This is a genomic window from Mesobacillus subterraneus (assembly GCF_000934845.1).
Lineage (GTDB): Bacteria > Bacillota > Bacilli > Bacillales > Cytobacillaceae > Mesobacillus > Mesobacillus stamsii.
In genome coordinates this window covers 1-20,418 of sequence record NZ_JXIQ01000190.1, presented here as the reverse complement: position 1 = coordinate 20,418, position 20,418 = coordinate 1, and the positions used below count along the sequence as shown (strand labels likewise).

Annotated in this window: 22 protein-coding genes and 1 other annotated feature; all 22 genes read left to right on the top strand. The window is 42.8% G+C overall.

All coding sequences use genetic code 11. The annotated features are described in order from the left end of the window. The first annotated feature begins 139 nt into the window (after positions 1 to 139). Positions 140 to 1,234 (top strand): undecaprenyldiphospho-muramoylpentapeptide beta-N-acetylglucosaminyltransferase, encoded by a 1,095-nt coding sequence (murG, locus tag UB32_RS17805; RefSeq protein WP_044396354.1) that lies wholly within the window; start codon positions 140 to 142, stop codon positions 1,232 to 1,234. A gap of 63 nt (positions 1,235 to 1,297) precedes the next feature. Continuing rightward, positions 1,298 to 2,206 (top strand): UDP-N-acetylmuramate dehydrogenase, encoded by a 909-nt coding sequence (murB, locus tag UB32_RS17800; RefSeq protein WP_044396352.1) that lies wholly within the window; start codon positions 1,298 to 1,300, stop codon positions 2,204 to 2,206. Positions 2,207 to 2,419: 213 nt separating this feature from the next. Next, on the top strand, positions 2,420 to 3,211 hold the full coding sequence (locus UB32_RS17795; protein WP_044396350.1) for a cell division protein FtsQ/DivIB: 792 nt from the start codon (positions 2,420 to 2,422) through the stop codon (positions 3,209 to 3,211). Next, positions 3,159 to 3,893 (top strand): DUF881 domain-containing protein, encoded by a 735-nt coding sequence (locus UB32_RS17790; protein WP_044396347.1) that lies wholly within the window; start codon positions 3,159 to 3,161, stop codon positions 3,891 to 3,893. The genes UB32_RS17795 and UB32_RS17790 overlap by 53 nt, the downstream gene beginning before the upstream one ends. Before the next feature lie 78 nt (positions 3,894 to 3,971). Further along, a complete protein-coding gene (locus UB32_RS17785; protein WP_044396345.1) occupies positions 3,972 to 4,706 on the top strand; it encodes a DUF881 domain-containing protein in 735 nt (244 codons plus the stop codon). Beyond that, on the top strand, positions 4,706 to 5,068 hold the full coding sequence (locus UB32_RS17780; RefSeq protein ID WP_044396342.1) for a small basic family protein: 363 nt from the start codon (positions 4,706 to 4,708) through the stop codon (positions 5,066 to 5,068). The genes UB32_RS17785 and UB32_RS17780 overlap by 1 nt, the downstream gene beginning before the upstream one ends. Positions 5,069 to 5,242: 174 nt before the next feature. Further along, positions 5,243 to 6,526, top strand: coding sequence for a cell division protein FtsA (ftsA, locus tag UB32_RS17775; protein WP_044396340.1), 1,284 nt, complete (start codon positions 5,243 to 5,245; stop codon positions 6,524 to 6,526). Between the two features lie 39 nt (positions 6,527 to 6,565). Continuing rightward, positions 6,566 to 7,705: a cell division protein FtsZ gene (gene ftsZ / locus UB32_RS17770; RefSeq protein WP_044396338.1), complete on the top strand. Its 1,140-nt coding sequence runs from the start codon at positions 6,566 to 6,568 to the stop codon at positions 7,703 to 7,705. A 360-nt stretch (positions 7,706 to 8,065) separates the two neighbouring features. Beyond that, complete coding sequence (gene spoIIGA / locus UB32_RS17765; RefSeq protein WP_044396336.1) at positions 8,066 to 9,004, top strand: sigma-E processing peptidase SpoIIGA; 939 nt, start codon at positions 8,066 to 8,068, stop codon at positions 9,002 to 9,004. A 44-nt stretch (positions 9,005 to 9,048) separates the two neighbouring features. Next, a complete protein-coding gene (gene sigE, locus UB32_RS17760) occupies positions 9,049 to 9,768 on the top strand; it encodes an RNA polymerase sporulation sigma factor SigE (protein ID WP_044396334.1) in 720 nt (239 codons plus the stop codon). Positions 9,769 to 9,930: 162 nt separating this feature from the next. After that, positions 9,931 to 10,710, top strand: coding sequence for an RNA polymerase sporulation sigma factor SigG (gene sigG, locus UB32_RS17755; protein ID WP_044396331.1), 780 nt, complete (start codon positions 9,931 to 9,933; stop codon positions 10,708 to 10,710). A gap of 167 nt (positions 10,711 to 10,877) precedes the next feature. Then, entirely contained in the window at positions 10,878 to 11,150 is a 273-nt protein-coding gene (locus tag UB32_RS17750) for a YlmC/YmxH family sporulation protein (RefSeq protein ID WP_044396329.1), read from the top strand. 67 nt (positions 11,151 to 11,217) lie between these two features. Next, a complete protein-coding gene (pgeF, locus tag UB32_RS17745) occupies positions 11,218 to 12,048 on the top strand; it encodes a peptidoglycan editing factor PgeF (RefSeq protein WP_044396327.1) in 831 nt (276 codons plus the stop codon). After that, the gene (locus UB32_RS17740) at positions 12,048 to 12,734 is read left to right on the top strand and encodes a YggS family pyridoxal phosphate-dependent enzyme (protein WP_044396324.1); all 687 of its coding nucleotides are present in this window, start codon (positions 12,048 to 12,050) and stop codon (positions 12,732 to 12,734) included. The genes pgeF and UB32_RS17740 overlap by 1 nt, the downstream gene beginning before the upstream one ends. Position 12,735: 1 nt before the next feature. Further along, positions 12,736 to 13,176, top strand: coding sequence for a cell division protein SepF (locus UB32_RS17735; protein WP_044396321.1), 441 nt, complete (start codon positions 12,736 to 12,738; stop codon positions 13,174 to 13,176). A 5-nt stretch (positions 13,177 to 13,181) separates the two neighbouring features. Further along, the gene (locus UB32_RS17730; RefSeq protein ID WP_044396319.1) at positions 13,182 to 13,442 is read left to right on the top strand and encodes a YggT family protein; all 261 of its coding nucleotides are present in this window, start codon (positions 13,182 to 13,184) and stop codon (positions 13,440 to 13,442) included. A gap of 66 nt (positions 13,443 to 13,508) precedes the next feature. Then, positions 13,509 to 14,282, top strand: coding sequence for an RNA-binding protein (locus tag UB32_RS17725; protein WP_044396317.1), 774 nt, complete (start codon positions 13,509 to 13,511; stop codon positions 14,280 to 14,282). Positions 14,283 to 14,369: 87 nt separating this feature from the next. Beyond that, positions 14,370 to 14,891: a DivIVA domain-containing protein gene (locus tag UB32_RS17720; protein WP_044396315.1), complete on the top strand. Its 522-nt coding sequence runs from the start codon at positions 14,370 to 14,372 to the stop codon at positions 14,889 to 14,891. A 48-nt stretch (positions 14,892 to 14,939) separates the two neighbouring features. Next, positions 14,940 to 15,182, top strand: a binding site (T-box leader). Positions 15,183 to 15,260: 78 nt separating this feature from the next. Then, entirely contained in the window at positions 15,261 to 18,020 is a 2,760-nt protein-coding gene (ileS, locus tag UB32_RS17715; protein ID WP_044396312.1) for an isoleucine--tRNA ligase, read from the top strand. 147 nt (positions 18,021 to 18,167) lie between these two features. Continuing rightward, positions 18,168 to 18,455, top strand: coding sequence for a TraR/DksA family transcriptional regulator (locus UB32_RS17710; RefSeq protein ID WP_044396309.1), 288 nt, complete (start codon positions 18,168 to 18,170; stop codon positions 18,453 to 18,455). A 326-nt stretch (positions 18,456 to 18,781) separates the two neighbouring features. Then, positions 18,782 to 19,273: a signal peptidase II gene (gene lspA / locus UB32_RS17705; RefSeq protein ID WP_044396306.1), complete on the top strand. Its 492-nt coding sequence runs from the start codon at positions 18,782 to 18,784 to the stop codon at positions 19,271 to 19,273. Beyond that, positions 19,245 to 20,156, top strand: coding sequence for an RluA family pseudouridine synthase (locus UB32_RS17700; protein ID WP_044396303.1), 912 nt, complete (start codon positions 19,245 to 19,247; stop codon positions 20,154 to 20,156). Before lspA ends, UB32_RS17700 begins: the two co-directional genes overlap by 29 nt. Positions 20,157 to 20,418: the final 262 nt, after the last annotated feature.

Sequence of the window (20,418 nt, the reverse complement as noted above, 5' to 3'; positions counted from 1 at the left end):
TTTAAAAACTGTTATGCAGTTTAGAATATAGTAGAATAGGGTAAAACCGGAGAGTGTCTTTTTTAATGGCAGTCTTACGGAACTGATGCTTACATGTTGGTCCATTTTAGAAAAGAGATAAGTTATTGAGGTGTAGAAAATGAGAATTGCAGTTAGCGGCGGCGGTACAGGAGGACATATATATCCTGCGCTTGCACTAATCAGGGAAATTCACAAAAAGGATGAAGATGTTGAGTTTCTATACATAGGAACAAAATCGGGTCTTGAAAGCACGCTCGTGCCGAGGGAGAAAATTCCTTTTAAGTCCATACATATTACAGGCTTCAAGCGGAAACTTTCCTTTGAAAACGTAAAAACGGTGCTGCGATTCCTGAAGGGTGTAAGAGATAGTAAAAAAATGCTCAAAGAATTCCATCCTGATGTCGTCATTGGTACAGGCGGCTATGTATGTGGTCCGGTGGTCTATGCAGCTGCTAAAATGGGCATACCAACCATTGTCCACGAACAAAATAGCGTACCAGGTTTGACCAATAAATTTCTGAGTCGATACGTTGACAAGATTGCCATCTGCTTCGAGGAAGCAAGGCAGTTTTTCCCGGAACAAAAGGTCGAAATGACCGGTAATCCCCGTGCGTCTGAAGTGTTGGGCCAGGATGGAATCAAAGGAAGGCTGTCGACTGGCCTAAAACTTAAAGTCCCGACCGTGCTAATCTTCGGCGGGAGCAGGGGTGCCAAGCCGATTAATGAAGCGGTCATCAAAAGTCTGACAGAGTTAAGCAGCAAACCATATCAAGTATTATATGTAACTGGCGATAGCCATTTCGAAGAAGTCCAGCAAGAGGTTGAACTTGTCGGCAATCCAGAAAACGTGATTATCAAACCGTTTATACACAATATGCCAGAAGTCCTGGCCGGTGTGGATTTGACAGTGGCTAGGGCGGGAGCGACGACGCTTGCTGAACTGACTTCTCTCGGAATCCCAAGCATATTGATTCCCAGTCCATATGTAACAGATAACCACCAGGAAAAAAATGCCCGAGCTTTGAGTGAGAAGGGAGCGGCACGACTGCTGCTTGAAAAAGACTTAACCGGGCCAAAACTGGTGGAGAGCATTGACCAAATTCTCGGGCAGGAACAGAAGTTGGCTGACATGAAAAAAGCAGCAAAGAAGCTTGGCATGCCCGATGCGGCTCAGAGGGTTTATCATTTAATAAAGGAAATAGCGGCAAAGTAGCCTATTGGGCTTATGCTGCATAAACTGCTGTATTAAGGCTGCATCGTGAAAGGAAGATTAATTATGAAGGGTCTTGCTAGCAAACTTAGAGAAATGAATATCGGAACGGTAAAGGAACATGAGCCGCTCGCGAATCATACATCAATGAAAATTGGCGGTCCTGCAGACATACTAATTGAGCCTTCTTCAATTGAAAATCTGAAAAAGGCAGTGGAAGCTATTAAGGAAACTGGAGTGAACTGGACGGTAATCGGCAGAGGTTCCAATCTTCTCGTTTCGGATAAAGGGATTGAAGGCGCAGTAATCAAGCTAGGATCTGGAATGGATGATTTGAAGATGGAAGGCACTACAGTCACGGCCTATGCAGGCCTTTCCCTTGTAAACTTTGCAATCACCATTAGTCGCAAAGGGCTTTCCGGCCTTGAATTTGCCGGAGGTATCCCTGGATCGGTCGGAGGCGCCGTCTATATGAATGCAGGAGCCCATGGGTCTGATATTTCCAAAATACTGGAGAAAGCTTATGTGTTGTTTGAAGATGGCTCCCTGGGGTGGCTTTCGAAAGAAGCAATGAAGTTTTCTTATCGAACCTCAGTCCTCCAAAAGGAGCTTCCTGGCATCGTGGTCGCTGCTGTTTTCCAGTTGAAGGAAGGGAACAAAGAGGAGATCGTAGCAGAGCTTCAAAAAAACAAGGATTATCGGAAAGAGACACAGCCATACAATTATCCAAGCTGCGGCAGTGTGTTCAGGAATCCCCTTCCTGAACATGCAGGTAATTTGATCGAAAAGTCCGGTCTAAAGGGCCATCAAATTGGCGGTGCGCAAATCTCCGAGCTTCATGGAAATTTCATTGTGAATAAAGGCGATGCAACGGCGGAGGATGTTCTCGGTCTGATCCAGCATGTCAAGGATACAGTAATGGATTTACATGGGGTGAAAATGGAGACAGAGGTAGAAATTATTGGACGGAAATAGTAGGAAAGTGAATCAAGCTGTAAAATTCTGTGATATAATAAATCATTAGATTCAGCAAAGAGACGGCATGAATTTCATGCATGCCGTTCGGTTTTCACAATTACTGGACAAGATACCTACCTGCTGTTAAAAGGCTTTAGTCAGCAAACTGGTTCTTTGAACGACCTGCCATTAAGGGATGGGCTTTTTAGCGGATTAAAGAGGGGAATGAATATGGAAAAGCGGAAAATCGTCTCGCTTGAGGACCGAATTCCTAAACTGAAACTGGAGAGAAGAAAAAAAGCCAATCGCAGGCTAACCATGCTGCTAGCTTTATTTTTCCTATTGATTGCAGGGATAATTTATTTCCAGTCACCGCTTAGCAAGGTGAAAGAAATTACTGTTTCGGGTAACCATTCGTATACTTTTGACCAAATGGTTGAGCGAACGGGCTTGTCTCTGGAAACGAATATTTGGAAGATCAACAAGGGAGAGGTTGAAAAAAAGCTGGAAAGTATCGCAGAAATTAAAAACGCTACGGTCCATGTTAAACTGCCGAATACAGTGGAGATTAAAATCGAGGAGAATGACAGGCTAGCGTATATCTCAAAAGGAAAGAGCTTCTACCCGGTTCTGGAAAATGGTCATATACTTGGGGAGAAACAAATGGATGAAATTCCAGTGAACGCACCAATCTTGATCGGTTTTAATGAAGGAGAAGTATTGGACGAAATGCTGGCATCCCTTGAAAAATTACCTGAAGAGGTCATCAATTCCATCTCTGAAATTCACTCAAAGCCGGAGAAAACGGATCAATATTTGATCAGGCTTTATATGAACGATGGATTTGAAGTGAATGCGACACTTCGGACTTTTTCAGAAAAAATGACCCATTACCCGTCGATTGTCAGCCAGCTTGACCCTAATAAAAAGGGTGTCATTGATCTCGAGGTGGGCTCTTATTTTAAAGCATATGAAGCAGAGGAAGCTGAAAAAGTTGAAATGGAACAAGAAAATGGACAGTAACCGAGTAGTTCTTTCGATTGTTTTCCTGGTTCTTGGCTTCATGATCGCTTTTTCATTCCGTGTGACCAAGGATGATGGCGATCAAGGCAACCGATTGACGGACAGGCAGTGGGAACAGCATATTAGCCTGCGAAACCAGTTAATTGAACAGGAAGAAAAAAATCGCGAACTACAGAAAGAATTGAATGCCAAGCAGGAAAAGGTAAGGGAAATTGAAACCAGCCTCTCTAAGGAGGCCCAAGTTTTTTTTAACATGGCGGAAGACGCTGAAAAGTACCGGATGTTCCTTGGTAAGGTTAAGGTCAGCGGAAAAGGTGTGAAAGTAACGCTTGCTGATGGGGAGTACGATCCGAATGAAGAGAATATTAATAATTATCTTGTCCATGAACAACATGTTTTTAAAGTGATTAATGAACTGTATATTTCGGGTGCAGCAGCAATTGCAGTGAATGGCCAGAGAATAGCGCATAATTCCTATATATTATGCACTGGCCCGGTTATTACCGTGGATGGCTATCAGCACCCTGCTCCGTTTGAAATCACTGCGATTGGTGACCCTGAAGTCCTTTCCTCCGCCTTGAATATTACCGGCGGGGTAAAAGACCAGCTCGTAAATGACCAAATTGTATTTTCATTGGAAAAACAGTCGGAAATTACGATGGAACCGTTACTTGGAAATTAACTCTTTTACTTATAAGGAAATTTATGGATTCCTGAATGAAAATACGAAAAGGCCTTGTAGAAAGCCAGGTGAAATACGATGGGGCGACCTAAAAATCTTAGCTTCAGCTTGATTGCTGCAATAATTGGCTTAATGGTCGCCATTCAGTTTCAAACCGTCAAGGAGCCAGAAGTTCGGGATACACGAGACACATGGCAGCTTCGGGAGGATTTAATGAAAGAGAAGGAATTGCAGTCTAGGCTGCTCCTTGAAATCAGATCGAACGAAGAAAAACTCACCAAGTATGAAACTGAACGGCAGCAAAGCAAAGAAGAAGTACTCCGTGAAACACTCGCTGAATTGAAGGTGGAAGCTGGATTGGAAGAGATGAAGGGCCCTGGAATTTCCCTGTCGATTGAGCCGGCGTTCAATCTAATTGTCGAGGGGGACAATCCTCCTTCTGTTTCTCCTGACTTGCTCAAGAGGCTCTTAAATGAATTAAATATGTATGGAGCGAAGCACATTTCAGTTGACGGGGAACGGGTCATCAATACAACGGTCATTCGGGACATTAACAGGGTGACAAAAATCAACAACCATTCCCTGAACCGCTTTCCCATTGAAGTGAAGGTTATTGCTGAGAACAGGGATACTGCTGAAAAACTATACAACCGAATGAAAATTTCAGCGGTAGCCGATGATTTCTTTATTGATAATCTGGAAGTAAAAGTAAACCAGCCAGTCGGAGACTTGGTCGTGCCTGCTTATCAGGATACGATTAGGATCAGATACATGGAATCTGCAACATCAGGAAAAGGGGGAGGCAACGGATAATGTGGCTTCCAATAATGGGGTTGATCATCGGTGCCATCATAGGCCTGTTAACCGATATCCGCATCCCAGACGAATACGCGAATTATTTATCCATCGCAATCCTTGCAGCCCTTGATACATTGTTTGGCGGGATTCGGGCACAGCTTCAAAATATTTACGATGAAAAGGTTTTTGTTTCAGGTTTCTTTTTTAATATAATCCTTGCTGCAAGTTTAGCTTTTCTAGGTGTTCATCTTGGTGTAGACTTGTATTTAGCAGCCGTCTTTGCCTTCGGGGTAAGACTGTTTCAGAATATAGCGGTCATCAGGAGAATAATGTTGACAAAATGGTCCACAACAAGTAAAAGACAGAAAAAAAATTGAATTTTTAAAAGGGAAATATGTAATCGCGACGAATAAAGTAATTAAATAAGAAAAGTGTAAGCTTCAGCCCCGACAAGTGCTGGGCTGGTCCATTTTCAAAAAGAAATCGCAATTAGATAACAGAGTGATAATTGTTGTTCAAACACTAGGATTCATTGAAGGAGGTGCCACAGAATGAACAGCAATGATATATATGTAAGTCTTGACATCGGTACATCCAGTGTTAAGGTTATCATTGGGGAAATGGTTAATGATACACTAAATATAATTGGTGTTGGCAATGTGAAGTCTGAAGGATTGAGGAAGGGCTCCATTGTTGATATAGATGAAACCGTTCATTCTATTAAAAGGGCAATTGAACAGGCTGAAAGAATGATAGGTTTAAAGATTAATCAGGTGATCGTTGGGGTCACCGGCAATCATGTTTCACTTTTGCCATGCCATGGTGTGGTTGCGGTTTCCAGCGACAATCGCGAAATTGCAAACGAAGATGTTGCGAGAGTCATTGATGCTGCACAGGTTGTATCAATCCCGCCTGAGCGAGAGATAATAGACGTGATTCCAAAGCAATTTATTGTGGACGGACTTGATGAGATCAATGATCCTAGAGGCATGATCGGTGTCAGGCTTGAAATGGAAGGAACGATCATTACTGGATCAAAGACAATCTTACATAATACTCTTCGTTGTGTGGAGCGTGCTGGACTTGAAATTGTGGATATAGGCCTTCAGCCTCTTGCTGCCGGTGCATTCGCACTTTCGAAGGATGAGAAGAATATGGGTGTCGCAATGATTGACATCGGCGGCGGTTCATCAACTGTTGCTGTATTCGAAAATGGACACTTGCGGGGAACATCTGTTATACCGGTTGGAGGAGACCATATTACTAAGGATTTATCCATTGGATTGCGTACAACGACCGAAGAAGCGGAGCAGCTAAAATTAAAGCATGGACATGCCTTTTACGACCATGCTTCCGAAGATGAGGTATTTGAAGTCTCAATCATTGGCAGCGACCAGCATCAGCAGTTCAACCAACTAGAGGTAGCCGACATCATTGAAGCAAGAATGGAAGAAATCTTCTCCCTTGTCCAGGATGAGTTGAAACATATGAACATCAGGGACCTGCCTGGCGGATTTGTCCTTACCGGAGGAACAGCCAATATGCAGGGAGTGATGGAGCTAGCCCAGGACATTTTTCAAAGCAGGGTTAGGATTGCCATTCCAGACTATATTGGCGTCAGGGAACCTCAATATACGACTGCAGTAGGATTGATTCAGTTTGCTTATAGAAACGCCAAATTAAAAGGAAAGAAAATGGAAGCTGCGTTTGGCGAATTAGAACCGAAAGAAAAGAGAGCTCAAAAACAGCCGCATCCAAAATCGAAGCCTGAGAAACAGCCTGAAGAAAAAGTCACCTCAAGAATGAAAAAATTTCTTGGCTACTTTTTTGAATAATCAGACTAACAGGAAATCGACGAATTAGGAGGATTTGTCATGTTGGAATTTGATACAAATTTAGATTCACTTGCTACTATAAAAGTTATCGGTGTTGGCGGCGGCGGAAATAATGCGGTTAACCGAATGATTGAACACGGCGTACAAGGTGTGGAATTTATTGCGGTAAATACCGACGCACAGGCGCTAAACCTTTCCAAAGCAGAAATTAGAATGCAGATCGGCGCAAAGCTTACCCGCGGACTAGGCGCGGGTGCCAATCCTGAAGTAGGAAAGAAGGCTGCCGAAGAAAGCAAAGAACAAATCGAAGAAGTGCTGAAAGGTGCGGATATGGTATTTGTTACTGCCGGCATGGGCGGAGGAACTGGAACAGGTGCAGCTCCTGTAATCGCTCAAATTGCGAAAGACCTTGGTGCTTTGACAGTGGGGGTTGTAACACGTCCCTTTACTTTTGAAGGCCGCAAGCGGGCAGGACAAGCCGCAAACGGAATCTCGTCCATGAAGGCAGCGGTTGATACGTTAATCGTCATTCCAAACGACCGTTTGCTTGAAATCGTTGATAAGAGCACCCCGATGCTAGAAGCGTTCCGTGAAGCGGATAATGTTCTTCGCCAAGGTGTTCAAGGGATTTCTGACTTAATTGCTACACCGGGATTGATCAACCTCGACTTTGCTGATGTAAAGACAATTATGTCCAATAAAGGATCCGCATTGATGGGTATTGGGGTTGCATCCGGGGAAAACCGTGCAACGGAAGCGGCTAAAAAAGCCATTTCCTCTCCATTGTTGGAAACATCTCTTGATGGAGCCCAAGGAGTATTGATGAATATCACCGGCGGCTCAAACCTAAGTTTGTATGAAGTCCAAGAAGCTGCTGACATTGTTGCTTCTGCTTCAGATCAGGAAGTAAACATGATTTTTGGTTCAGTGATTAATGACGACTTAAAAGATGAAATTATCGTCACAGTGATTGCAACAGGCTTCAATGAGGAAGTTGTCCAACCTAAGCCGACTAGGCCGGGTTTTGGAGGGCAAAAGCCAGGGATGGGTGCAATGAAACGTGAACAGCCTAAACGGGAGGAAATCCAGCAGGAAGCACCACGAAACAATCCATCATCACAAGCGGATGATGCGCTTGATATTCCAACATTCCTGCGCAACCGTAACAGAAGGCACTGATTTAATAAGATAAGACGAAAAGCATAGCCGTGGGCTATGCTTTTTTGTGTGGAAGAGAATAGCCTAGCAGACTACTTCTTCCTTGAAAAACAGAAAATTGACAAAATCCGAAGGGATCAGCGAAAATCTCTGTTGATTTATTGCCATAATGTGACACACTTCCTAAGCTAATGACGATATACTGTTTCGTAACGGAATGATAGATCAAGAGGGGAATTTGATTTATCACCATGATCTGGTAGAAACCGGTATTTGATTTTTCCGGAATGCAGCCGAAAATTGTTTCTTTGCCTATATCGGCTTGAGAACAGCTGACGAACAAAGCAGTAAGTCGTCTGTTAGTGTACAGGAGGATGAGAGGTGAAGATTTATCTTGATGTAATTTGGGCATTAAATCTGTTATTTGATACATTCCTTTTATATTTGACTGCCATCATCCTGAAGAGGCAGATCAAGTTTTGGCGGTTGACGGCAGCAGGAGCTATTGGTTCAGTGCTCATTCTATTATCGATAACACCATTTCATGCTGCAGCCGGGCATCCGGTTGGAAAACTAGTCTTTTCCATTTTGATGGTGTTAACCGCTTTTGGCTATAAAAGAATGCGGTTTTTCGTTAAAGCACTTATGACCTTCTATGTTACCACTTTTCTGTTGGGAGGCACTTTGACAGGAGTCCATTATTTCATTCAATTTGATCTGAATTTGGCTTCGAATGTCGCTATGAATCATATAAAAGGTTTTGGTGACCCGGTCAGCTGGCTGTTTGTGTTATTGGGTTTTCCGCTTGCTTGGCATTTTTCCAGACGGAATATCGAACAATTTGAAATGACGAAAATCCAATATGAGTCACTTGCAGATGTGGAAGTGAAATTCATGGAGATGGAATTTTCGATTAGAGGATTGATTGACAGCGGGAACCAGTTATATGATCCGATTTCAAAACTGCCGGTCATGATTTTATCCATCAACCACTGTTATGATCAAATACCAGATACAATCAAACGGATAGCCGAAAATCCAGAGTGTGTATTGTCAGGCGACGAACAACTTGCCAAGCAGTTTGAAAATCGAATGAGAATCATTCCATATAAAGTGGTCGGACAAGAGCATCAATTAATCATCGCTTTTCAGCCTGATTTGATCATGATCACCACGAAAGAGGGAATCTACAAAGCAGAGAAGAGTTTACTTTCGTTCACAGTGCAGGAGTTATCGGCAGATGGAAGTTTCCAGTGCATCATCCATCCTAAAATGCTTGCGGGAATGACAAAGTCTGAGCAGGCAGTGATGGTCAGTTAATATAACTATACTCGAAAATACATAATTTAGAAGGAGGACAATCAATGAAAAATTTGCGGCTCCGGTTATCCTATTACTGGTATAAATTATTAATAAAACTAGGCTTGAAAACAGATGAAATATTTTATATCGGCGGTAGCGAAGCTTTGCCTCCTCCTTTGTCGAAGGAAGAGGAAGAAGTGCTGTTGAATAAACTTCCCAATGGGGATAAGGCAGCGAGATCTATACTAATCGAGAGAAACCTGAGACTTGTCGTTTACATTGCCCGAAAATTTGAAAACACAGGCATCAATATTGAGGACTTGATCAGTATCGGGACAATTGGCTTAATTAAAGCGGTAAATACATTTAATCCGGAGAAAAAAATCAAACTTGCAACGTATGCCTCCAGATGCATTGAAAATGAGATTCTTATGTATCTTAGGAGAAATAATAAGATTCGTTCAGAGGTCTCCTTTGACGAGCCGCTCAACATTGATTGGGATGGAAATGAGCTTCTTCTATCAGATGTACTTGGCACGGATGATGATATTATCACGAAGAATCTCGAATCGAATGTTGATAAAAAACTGCTCGTAAATGCGCTTCAGCAGCTTTCTGACCGGGAAAAACAGATAATGGAATTGCGTTTTGGACTTGGCAGCGGCGAGGAAAAAACGCAAAAGGATGTAGCGGATATGCTTGGAATTTCGCAATCTTATATTTCCCGCCTCGAAAAGCGAATCATCAAACGCTTAAGAAAAGAATTCAATAAAATGGTATAGCAGAAAAATTTTTTTGGAGAATTTTTTATAAACAAGGACAACCAAGCGGTTTTGCCAGCTTCGTTATGTTAAGACGACTCGTCCTCATGATAACAAGTGCATATTTTTCCTTCCTGCGGAGATACTGATTTTTGACAGCAGCTCCTGTGAGGAGGGAAAAGATTGACACGAAACAAAGTAGAAATTTGCGGTGTTGATACAGCAAAGCTTCCCGTACTGAAAAACGAGGAAATGAGAAAACTATTTCGAGAAATGCAAAGCGGAGACATCACCGCGAGAGAAAAACTGGTGAATGGGAACTTAAGGCTTGTTTTGAGTGTGATCCAGCGTTTTAACAACCGGGGTGAGTTTGTCGACGATTTGTTTCAAGTCGGATGTATCGGACTTATGAAATCTATTGATAATTTTGATCTGGGACAGAATGTAAAATTTTCAACCTATGCCGTCCCGATGATCATCGGCGAAATTAGACGGTATTTAAGAGATAATAATCCTATCAGAGTCTCGCGTTCACTCAGGGATATTGCGTACAAAGCACTGCAAGTCCGTGAAAGGCTTATGGCTGAGGTTTCGAGGGAGCCGACTGCTGAGGAGATTGCAAAGGTACTTGATGTACCGCACGAAGAAATTGTTTTCGCACTCGATGCCATCCAAGATCCAGTATCTTTGTTTGAGCCAATCTATAATGATGGCGGGGATCCGATCTATGTGATGGATCAGCTTAGTGATGAACGGAACAAGGATACGAATTGGATTGAGGAGATTGCCCTTAAAGAAGGGATGAGACGCCTAAACGACAGAGAAAAGCTTATTTTAAGAAAAAGGTTTTTCCAGGGAAAGACACAAATGGAAGTTGCCGATGAAATCGGAATTTCCCAGGCACAGGTATCCCGGCTGGAAAAAGCGGCGATCAAACAAATGAATAAAAATATCCAAAGCTAAGCTGCCATAATTGGCAGCTTTTTATTTTTTTACAGCGCTGACAGGAGAGCCTCCAGCTTCTGCATTTGTGGACGATTTCGAATTCGGTACACAATCATACATTTTTTTTGGATTCATATAATGCTGTAAGGGGTGTAAACTCCACAGCGAAAACCGGAGGGATCTAAATGGTAAAGGTTACCGAGTTTCAAGTCAAAGATGTCGTCAATGTATCCGATGGGAAAAGGCTTGGGAACATTGAAGATTATGAAATTAATTTAACTACCGGTAAAATTGAGGCAGTCGTCATTGGGAGTGCTGGCAAAGTACTAGGTTTCTTCGGGAAGGACGATGAGGTTGTCATTCCATGGAGGAATATCCTGAAAATTGGGGAAGATGTTATTTTGGTCCGCTATAAGGACAGCGGCGAAGGTCTGCAGCACGACGATCGGGAAGAGTAGTATCATAACACTGTTGATTGCGGCATGTGTGTGGTAAACTAGACAAAAACATGTGAGGGATAAAGATATGGAGCCATTCATCTTAAAAAACCCGGAGTTTTTTATTTTAAAAGAATGGATGGAACGATTTCCTGGACTTGAGGCTGGGTTTACGACAAAAAATGGTGGAGTGAGCCAGCTGCAGGCTTTTTCAGGGTTGAATTTTGCTTTCCATGTGGGGGATGATCCGTCCTCCGTTTGCGAAAATCGCCTGCTATTGGCGAATAAGATTGATTTTCCCCTTCCTAGCTGGGTTGGCGCTGAACAAACACATGGCATCCAGATTGCAAAAATCGACAAAGCGGACCAAGGAAAAGGCTCCAGCGATTATCGCTCCTCGTTCCTGGCCACGGATGGTTTTTTGACGTTACAGCGAGGCATTCTGCTGACACTTTGTTTTGCGGATTGCGTACCTTTGTATTTTATAGAACCAGAAACGAAAATGATTGGCATTGCTCATGCTGGATGGAAAGGTACCGTCCACGGCATTGCAGCAGAGATGATTAGCAAATTTAAACAAAATGGGGCGAATTCGGACAAAATTTTGGTCATTATTGGCCCATCAATATGCAAAAAATGTTATATTGTTGATGAGAGAGTTATCAATTTAGTAAAAAATAGACTAGATGGTGTCGAGAAATTGCCATATAATCAAATTAGTGAAGGACAATATTCTCTCGATTTACAAGAATTAAACCGCGATATTTTAGTGAAGGCCGGAATCAAAGACGAGAATATTGAAACAACCGAATACTGTACCAGCTGTCATAGCGAGCATTTTTATTCCCACAGAAGGGATAAGGGAAATGCAGGCCGCATGATCGCATATATCGGGTGGAAGGAGGATAGCCGTCCATAATGAATGTCGCAAAAAATCTGGAGGTTATCCAGGATCAAATAGCAAATGCCTGCAAGGCTTCGGGCCGAAGTTGTGACGAGGTGAAAATTATTGCAGTAACGAAATATGTTTCCCCAGAAAGGGCACAGCAAGCGATCGATGCGGGGGTAATCCATCTCGGTGAAAACAGAGAGGAAGGATTGCTCGATAAAATCAGTCATCTGCGGGACAAGCCCATCTGGCACTTTATTGGGACTTTGCAAACAAGAAAAGTAAAGAACATCATCGATCATGTTACATATATCCATTCACTGGACAGGCTGTCGCTGGCAAAAGAAATAAATAAGCGAGCCAATTCAAAGGTAAAATGTCTCATCCAGGTGAATGCTTCTAGGGAAGAGAGCAAGCATGGCCTAGATCCCGAAGATGTCACAGGCTTTATTCAAGCATTGAAACAATATCCTCATATCGAGGTCAGCGGTTTGATGACGATGGCCCCCTTAACTGAAGATGAACAAATAATCAAGGATTGCTTCAGGAAACTGAAAACTCTTCGGGCAGAGGTCCAGCAGCTTGAACTGGATTATGCACCTTGTCATGAATTGTCCATGGGGATGTCTAATGATTTTAAAATAGCGGTTGAAGAGGGGTCCACTATGGTGCGAATTGGTACAGCCCTAGTAGGCAATGAATCGGAGGTGCAGTAATATGAGTTTAAAATCAAAAATAAAGACATTTTTTTTCCTGGAAGATGAATATGACTATAAAGATGAGGAAATGCTCGAGGAAGAAACGGAGCCCTTCAAGCCTAACAAGCAGGCTGTCCAGCAAAAACAGAATGTAGTAAGCCTTCAAAGCGTGCAAAAAGCATCTAAGGTGATCCTTATGGAACCAAGGATGTATGCCGAAGCACAGGAAATCGCTGACCATTTAAAAAATCGCCGGGCTGTCGTCGTGAACCTTCAGCGTATTGAACAAGACCAGGCGAGAAGGATTGTGGATTTTTTAAGCGGGACCGTGTACGCCATCAGCGGAGATATCCAGCGGATTGGCATGAATATCTTTTTATGTACCCCGGATAATGTGGAAGTGTCAGGGAATATTTCTGAGCTGATGCAAGAACGGGATAACCAAGAGTCGAGGTGGTAGGGTTAATGAATATAGTAATTGGATTAATCGCCCAACTAATAGGGATTTATCAATGGGCTTTGATAATTTATATTTTCATGTCATGGTTCCCTAATGCTAGGGAAACAGCAATCGGTCAATTTTTAGCGCGAATTTGCGAGCCATTCCTGGAGCCGTTTCGTCGAATTGTGCCTTCTATCGGCATGATTGACATTTCGCCAATTGTGGCATTCCTCGTATTGCGATTTGCCATTAGCGGCTTATACCAGCTGGCCACGTGGTTTTAATATCATCGATTTATCGGCAGGGTCTGATTTTAGGCCCTGCTTATTTTTCTATTAAAGGAGTGCCATATGAGTATTTACCAGCATTTCCGTCCTGAGGAACGGGAATTTATCGACCAGGTGATTAACTGGAAAGAATACGTTGAGCAAAATTATGCTCCTAAGTTGACTGATTTCCTGGATCCGCGGGAACAGCAAATTTTAAAAACCGTCATCGGAAAGCATCCTGATGTGAAATGGGAATTGTTTGGCGGGGCTTCAGGTACGGAGAGAAAACGGGCATTTCTGTTTCCGGCGTATTTGGCAGTAAACGAAGAGGATTTCCAACTTAAGCTGTTTGGCATCGAGTACCCTAGTAAGTTCGTGAACATCGAACATCGACAAGTACTCGGAAGCTTGATGTCCCTAGGTCTGAAGCGGGGAAAATTTGGCGATATCTTGATTGATGGAGATACCGTTCAATTTTTTGCTGTTTCTGAAATCGCCGACTATATTAGACTGCAGCTTGAATCGATTGGCAGAGCTTCCATCCGCTTGACGGAGCTTTCGCTGGAAAATGCTGTGACGATCGATGATGAATGGAATGAAATGAGCACGACTGTTTCATCTTTAAGACTAGACACAGTCTTGTCTGGTATCTTTAATCTTTCCCGGCAAAAATCCCAGCTTTTGATCCAGCATGGGCAAGTGAAAGTCAATTGGACAGCTATCGAAAATACAGCTTTTGAATGCGGTGAAGGAGACGTCCTCTCTGCACGTGGGTATGGGCGCGCGAAAATCATTACGGTCGAAGGGAAAACAAAAAAAGATAAATATCGGGTTATTGCCGGAAGAAAAAAATAATTATATAGTAAGGAAGAAGGGTTTTCAGCGTTTTTGTCGAATCATAGCTTTAAGTACATAGGATGAAATGAAATGGGAGGTGGCGTAATGCCTTTAACGCCGTTAGATATACACAACAAAGAATTTAATAAGGGATTTCGCGGATATGATGAAGATGAAGTAAATGAGTTTCTTGACCAGGTGATCAAGGACTATGAAATTATCATCCGAGAGAAAAAAGAACTTGAAGAAAAGATGAGTGAACTGAATTCAAGGCTTGGCCATTTCACAAATATAGAAGAAACCTTGAATAAATCCATTGTCATCGCGCAGGAAGCAGGAGAAGAAGTCCGCCGCAATGCGCTAAAGGAAGCGAAGCTGATCGTCAAGGAAGCGGAAAAGAACGCTGACAGAATCATTAACGAATCCTTATCCAAAGCAAGAAAAATCGCCTTGGAAATTGAAGAATTAAAGAAGCAGTCCAAAGTATTCAGGACAAGATTTAAGATGCTGATTGAAGCGCAGCTCGACATGCTTACTACGGATGATTGGGATCACCTGCTGGAATATGAATTGGATTCAACTGAATTGAAGTCCGCTGCAAGAGAAGAAGAAGATTCACTGGCTTGACGCAAGTACGCTATTTCGCATATAATTCATAACAAAGTGCATTACATGACAGAAACGATGACAGGGACAGTATGGCGTTCTAGCAGCTTGCTTTTTCAGCGAAATGGGGAAGGTGGAAGCCCATTGCAAGCGGATTGCCAGAAAATCACCCGATAGTTCCGAACTGAACATCCAAACAGGATCAGTAAGTACAGGCGTGACATTCGCGTTAAGAATGCTAAGAGGGCAGGATTAACACTTCTTGTCTATTTAGGGTGGTACCGCGGGAATAAAAACCTTCTCGTCCCTTTCCAGGGATGGGAAGGTTTTTTTATTTTCCGGAATCGTTATTTTCATGGATGCAACGGGAAAATTAGGAGGATCAATGGAATGGAATACAAAGACACTTTGCTCATGCCGAATACCGAGTTTCCAATGCGCGGGAACCTTCCAAACCGGGAACCGGAAATTCAGGCAAAATGGGAAGAAATGAAAATTTACGAAAAAGTCCAGAAGCATACAGAAGGCCGCCCGCTGTTCATCCTGCATGATGGACCTCCATATGCAAATGGCGATATCCATATGGGCCATGCATTGAATAAAATCTTAAAAGACTTTATCGTTCGCTACAAGTCAATGAGCGGTTTTTGTTCACCGTATGTTCCTGGATGGGATACACATGGTTTGCCGATTGAGCAGGCCCTGACCAACAAGGGAGTCAAACGCAAGGAAATGACTGTCGCTGAATTCAGGAAGCTTTGTGAAGAGTATGCATATGAGCAAATTCACAATCAACGAGAGCAGTTTAAGCGTCTTGGCGTCAGAGGCGACTGGGAAAATCCTTATATCACACTGAAACCAGAATATGAGGCACAGCAGATTAAGGTGTTCGGTGAGATGGCCAAAAAAGGGTATATCTACAAAGGGAAAAAGCCGGTTTATTGGTCACCATCCAGTGAATCTGCGCTTGCTGAAGCAGAAATCGAATATCAGGATAAACGTTCAGCTTCCATTTATGTTGCTTTCCCAGTAAAAGACGGTAAGGGTATTCTGGACCAGGATGTAGAAATTATTATCTGGACAACCACACCGTGGACTATTCCAGCAAACCTTGGTATTTCTGTACACCCTGACCTTACTTATGTGGTAGTGGAAGCAAATAAGAAGAAATATCTGGTTGCAGAAGGGCTGCTTGAGAGTGTTTCCAAGGAAATTGGCTGGGAAACTGTTTCTGCAGTCAAGAAAGTTGCTGGCAAGGAGCTTGAGGGCATTCTTGCAAAACATCCATTATATGGCCGTGATTCGCTTGTTATGCTTGGAGATCATGTTACGACGGATGCCGGTACAGGTTGTGTGCACACTGCGCCGGGACACGGGGAAGATGACTTCTATGTCGGCCAGAAATATGGTCTTGAAGTTTTATGCCCTGTCGATGATAAGGGTGTAATGACGGCCGAGGCAGAAGGATTTGAAGGTTTGTTCTATGACCAGGCTAATAAGGCAATCACGGAAAAACTGGAGGAAGTTGGTGCGTTGCTGAAGCTTAACTTCATCACACACTCTTATCCACATGACTGGAGAACAAAAAAACCGATTATTTTCCGCGCAACAGCCCAATGGTTTGCGTCCATTAAAGATTTCCGTGGCGAGTTGCTAAAAGCTGTCGAAGAAACAAAATGGGTTCCGGCATGGGGCGAAACGAGATTGTTCAATATGGTCCGTGATCGCGGTGACTGGTGTATATCTCGCCAGCGTGCTTGGGGAGTTCCTATCCCTGTTTTCTACGCTGAAGATGGGCAAGAAATCATCACAGATGAAACGATTGAGCATGTATCAAATTTGTTCCGTGAACATGGCTCAAACATCTGGTTTGAAAAAGAAGCGAAAGAATTGCTTCCAGAAGGCTTCAGCCACCCTGGAAGTCCGAACGGTCAATTTACAAAAGAAACGGACATCATGGATGTTTGGTTCGATTCCGGATCTTCTCACCAGGCAGTGCTTGTAGAACGCGATGATCTTCAGCGTCCAGCAGACCTCTACCTTGAAGGATCTGACCAATACCGCGGCTGGTTTAACTCTTCTTTATCAACAGCAGTTGCCGTAACAGGCAAGGCGCCATATAAAGGAGTACTCAGCCATGGTTTTGCTTTAGATGGCGAGGGCCGCAAGATGAGTAAATCAATCGGAAATGTTGTTGTTCCGGCCAAGGTCATGAACCAGTTAGGTGCTGATATCCTTCGGTTATGGGTTGCATCGGTTGACTATCAATCAGATGTACGTGTATCTGATGCGATCCTTAAACAAGTTGCTGAAGTATATCGCAAAATCCGCAATACGTTCAGATTCTTGCTTGGCAACCTGTCAGACTTCAATCCTGAAACGGATGCTATTCCATTCGAACAGTTGAGAGAAGTTGACCAGTTCATGCTTGTCAAACTGAACAAGTTAATCAACTATGTACGTAATGCTTATGATCACTATGAATTCGCAGGAGTATACCATGCGGTCAATAACTTCTGTACACTTGACTTGAGTGCCTTTTATCTTGATTTTGCAAAAGATGTCCTGTATATCGAAGCAGCAGATAATGCTGAGCGCCGTGCTATCCAGACGGTTCTGCATGAAAGCTTGCTTGCTTTAGTAAAGCTGACTGCACCAATCCTTTCTCATACTGCTGATGAAGTTTGGGCGTTTATCCCATCAGTGAAGGAAGACAGTGTCCAGCTTACGGATATGCCTGAAGCTAAAGAAATTGCCAATGCAAAAGAACTGGAGAAAAAGTGGAATGCATTCATGAAGCTTCGGGACGATGTTCTGAAAGCACTTGAAGCAGCAAGAAACGAAAAAGTGATCGGAAAATCATTAACTGCGAAAGTTTCTTTGTATGTCAACGACAGCACAAAAGAGCTTCTTGACTCCATCTCTGAAAACTTAAGCCAACTGTTCATTGTTTCAGGCTTTGAAATTGCCGGCAGCTATGACCAGGCTCCTGATAATGCGATCAAGCTGGAAAAAGCAGCCATCGTTGTAACAAAGGCTGAAGGGGAAACTTGTGAAAGATGCTGGATTGTCACGCCAGAAGTGGGCAAGGTGGAAGAACATCCAACCCTTTGCGATCGCTGTGCAACTGTAGTGAAAGAAAATTACTAAATAATGCCTACTCCGGGTTTTGAACCCGGAGTTTTTTTGCCAATAATCATTCTGCTTGGGAAATCCTGCAGTTCATGTAAAAAGTTAAGTTGAGTCAGCTTCATGCCTGTGGAAATAATAGCTGTAAACAGGAACGGGGGCAGATGTATGGACGGTAATCTTTATACTATTTACAATGAGCTCCGCGAAACGAGATCTGAATTGTTAACGTACCTGAACAATGGGAATAGAGATAAAAGAATTTTGCTGTATATTCAAGATGAACTTCGAGATATCGAAGCAGCATTGGAAAAAGTCGAAAATGGTGAATATGGAAAATGTGAAATATCCGGAGAATATCTTCCGTACGATTTTTTGCAGACAATCCCAACTGCTAAATCTGTAAGTGATATACACCAAATTGAACAATACGGCCGAAAACCGATATATTCGTGAGTTGTCGCTGGTGAAGAAGAACACATCGCCAAATTGTCCTGGAAAAAATCGCTTATAATTTCCAAGTCGCCAATAAAAATTGATTTTCGCCAATAACTGCCTCATTATCGCCAATAAAATAAATTTTTCGCGAATAAAACATCGGAAATCGCCAATAAAAATAATTTTTCGCCAATAAATAATTTTCACAGTTCCTTTCTGTGAAAATCGTGCTGATTTTAACCATCTTTCAATGTCATTAACAGCATTAAGCTTATAAAATCTGTCGTTTTACTCTTTTATGTGCTAAAATGCAAAGGTATATATGATGATATGGAGGTACCTTTGTGTTTTATTACATAATTGCGCTGTTTGTTATTATGCTTGATCAGCTTACTAAATGGTTGATAGTAAAAACTATGGAGCTTGGAGAGAGCATAAAGGTCATTGATAATTTCTTATATATTACTTCTCACCGTAACCGTGGTGCTGCATGGGGAATCCTGCAGGGACAAATGTGGTTCTTTTATCTCATCACGATTGCAGTGGTTGTTGGCCTCGTCATTTATATTCAAAAAGCGGCTAAAGGGAAGCGGCTGCTAGGAGTATCGCTTGGATTTATGCTTGGCGGGGCAATCGGGAATTTTATTGACAGGGTATACCGGAAAGAAGTGGTTGATTTCATCAATACTTATATTTTTGGTTACGATTTCCCAATTTTTAATATCGCGGATTCCGCCCTTGTCATTGGAGTGGGTTTGCTAATGGTCGATATGATTTGGGAAGAGAGAGAGGCGAAAAGAAAAGCTTATGGAGAAAATGGTACACATCATCCGTGAAGAACAGGCTGGTGACAGAATAGATAAGATCATTTCGACGCTTGATCCTGAGTGGTCAAGAAGCCAGGTTCAGCAATGGATCAAGGATGGCAGCGTCTTAGTTAATGGAATACAGGTGAAAACGAATTATAAAGGCAGTTTGAATGATAGCATCGAAATCATTATTCCTGAACCTGAGATACTGGATGTCATCCCTGAAGAGATGAACCTCGAGATTTTTTATGAGGATCTTGACGTGCTGGTTGTGAACAAGCCTAAAGGAATGGTAGTTCATCCTGCACCCGGACATCTGACAGGAACACTTGTGAATGGGTTGATGGCTCACTGCAAAGACCTATCCGGGATTAACGGAGTATTGCGTCCGGGCATTGTTCATCGGATCGATAAGGATACTTCAGGCCTATTGATGGTGGCTAAAAACGACATGGCCCATGAAAGCTTGGTAAATCAGCTTGTCGCAAAAACGGTAACCCGGAAATATAAGGCCCTTGTCCACGGCAATATTCAGCATGACCATGGCACAATTGACGCTCCGATTGGACGTGATTCTAAGGACCGCCAGAGCATGACGATCGTCGATAAAGGTAAGCATGCTGTCACGCATTTTAATGTACTCGAACGCTTCAAGGATTTTACCTTAGTTGAGTGCCAGCTCGAAACAGGGAGGACACACCAGATCCGGGTGCACATGAAGTATATTGGTTTTCCGCTTGTAGGTGACACGAAATACGGACCTAAAAAGACACTTGATATTGGCGGCCAGGCATTGCATGCAGGCTTGCTTGGTTTCGATCACCCGAGAACCGGAGAGTATCTCGAATTTGAAGCGCCAATGCCTGATTATTTTATAGACCTTGTACAGACTTTAAGAGAAAATGATTGACAAAGTTCTACATGTGTCTTAAGATAACTATAGTTTAATCAGTCCTTTAAGACAGTCCCGTGAGGCTGAGAAGGAAACGGATCAACAAAGGCATTGCGTTTGCCTTGTTGTAATTGACTCTACCCGTTTACCCTCTTGCCAAACAGGCAGGAGGGTTTTTTGAATAAGAAAGTATAAAAAAGACACTTCGAGAATTGTCCAGCTCCAGCGCCTAGCCCCTCGAGATGCTTGTCTAGTGTCTGTCGCCTCCTAGAAACTCCGA

Bases quoted from the DNA above. Each gene is read 5' to 3' on its own strand.
- UB32_RS17790 (WP_044396347.1), top strand. From the start codon at position 3,159: ATGAAGCAGAGGAAGCTGAAAAAGTTGAAATGGAACAAGAAAATGGAC.
- UB32_RS17740 (WP_044396324.1), top strand. From the start codon at position 12,048: ATGAATGTCGCAAAAAATCTGGAGGTTATCCAGGATCAAATAGCAAAT.
- UB32_RS17785 (WP_044396345.1), top strand. From the start codon at position 3,972: ATGGGGCGACCTAAAAATCTTAGCTTCAGCTTGATTGCTGCAATAATT.
- ftsZ (WP_044396338.1), top strand. From the start codon at position 6,566: ATGTTGGAATTTGATACAAATTTAGATTCACTTGCTACTATAAAAGTT.
- pgeF (WP_044396327.1), top strand. From the start codon at position 11,218: ATGGAGCCATTCATCTTAAAAAACCCGGAGTTTTTTATTTTAAAAGAA.
- UB32_RS17720 (WP_044396315.1), top strand. From the start codon at position 14,370: ATGCCTTTAACGCCGTTAGATATACACAACAAAGAATTTAATAAGGGA.
- UB32_RS17780 (WP_044396342.1), top strand. From the start codon at position 4,706: ATGTGGCTTCCAATAATGGGGTTGATCATCGGTGCCATCATAGGCCTG.
- UB32_RS17710 (WP_044396309.1), top strand. From the start codon at position 18,168: ATGGACGGTAATCTTTATACTATTTACAATGAGCTCCGCGAAACGAGA.
- ileS (WP_044396312.1), top strand. From the start codon at position 15,261: ATGGAATACAAAGACACTTTGCTCATGCCGAATACCGAGTTTCCAATG.
- UB32_RS17725 (WP_044396317.1), top strand. From the start codon at position 13,509: ATGAGTATTTACCAGCATTTCCGTCCTGAGGAACGGGAATTTATCGAC.
- sigE (WP_044396334.1), top strand. From the start codon at position 9,049: ATGAAAAATTTGCGGCTCCGGTTATCCTATTACTGGTATAAATTATTA.
- UB32_RS17795 (WP_044396350.1), top strand. From the start codon at position 2,420: ATGGAAAAGCGGAAAATCGTCTCGCTTGAGGACCGAATTCCTAAACTG.
- ftsA (WP_044396340.1), top strand. From the start codon at position 5,243: ATGAACAGCAATGATATATATGTAAGTCTTGACATCGGTACATCCAGT.
- UB32_RS17730 (WP_044396319.1), top strand. From the start codon at position 13,182: ATGAATATAGTAATTGGATTAATCGCCCAACTAATAGGGATTTATCAA.
- murB (WP_044396352.1), top strand. From the start codon at position 1,298: ATGAAGGGTCTTGCTAGCAAACTTAGAGAAATGAATATCGGAACGGTA.
- UB32_RS17700 (WP_044396303.1), top strand. From the start codon at position 19,245: ATGGAGAAAATGGTACACATCATCCGTGAAGAACAGGCTGGTGACAGA.
- UB32_RS17750 (WP_044396329.1), top strand. From the start codon at position 10,878: ATGGTAAAGGTTACCGAGTTTCAAGTCAAAGATGTCGTCAATGTATCC.
- murG (WP_044396354.1), top strand. From the start codon at position 140: ATGAGAATTGCAGTTAGCGGCGGCGGTACAGGAGGACATATATATCCT.
- UB32_RS17735 (WP_044396321.1), top strand. From the start codon at position 12,736: ATGAGTTTAAAATCAAAAATAAAGACATTTTTTTTCCTGGAAGATGAA.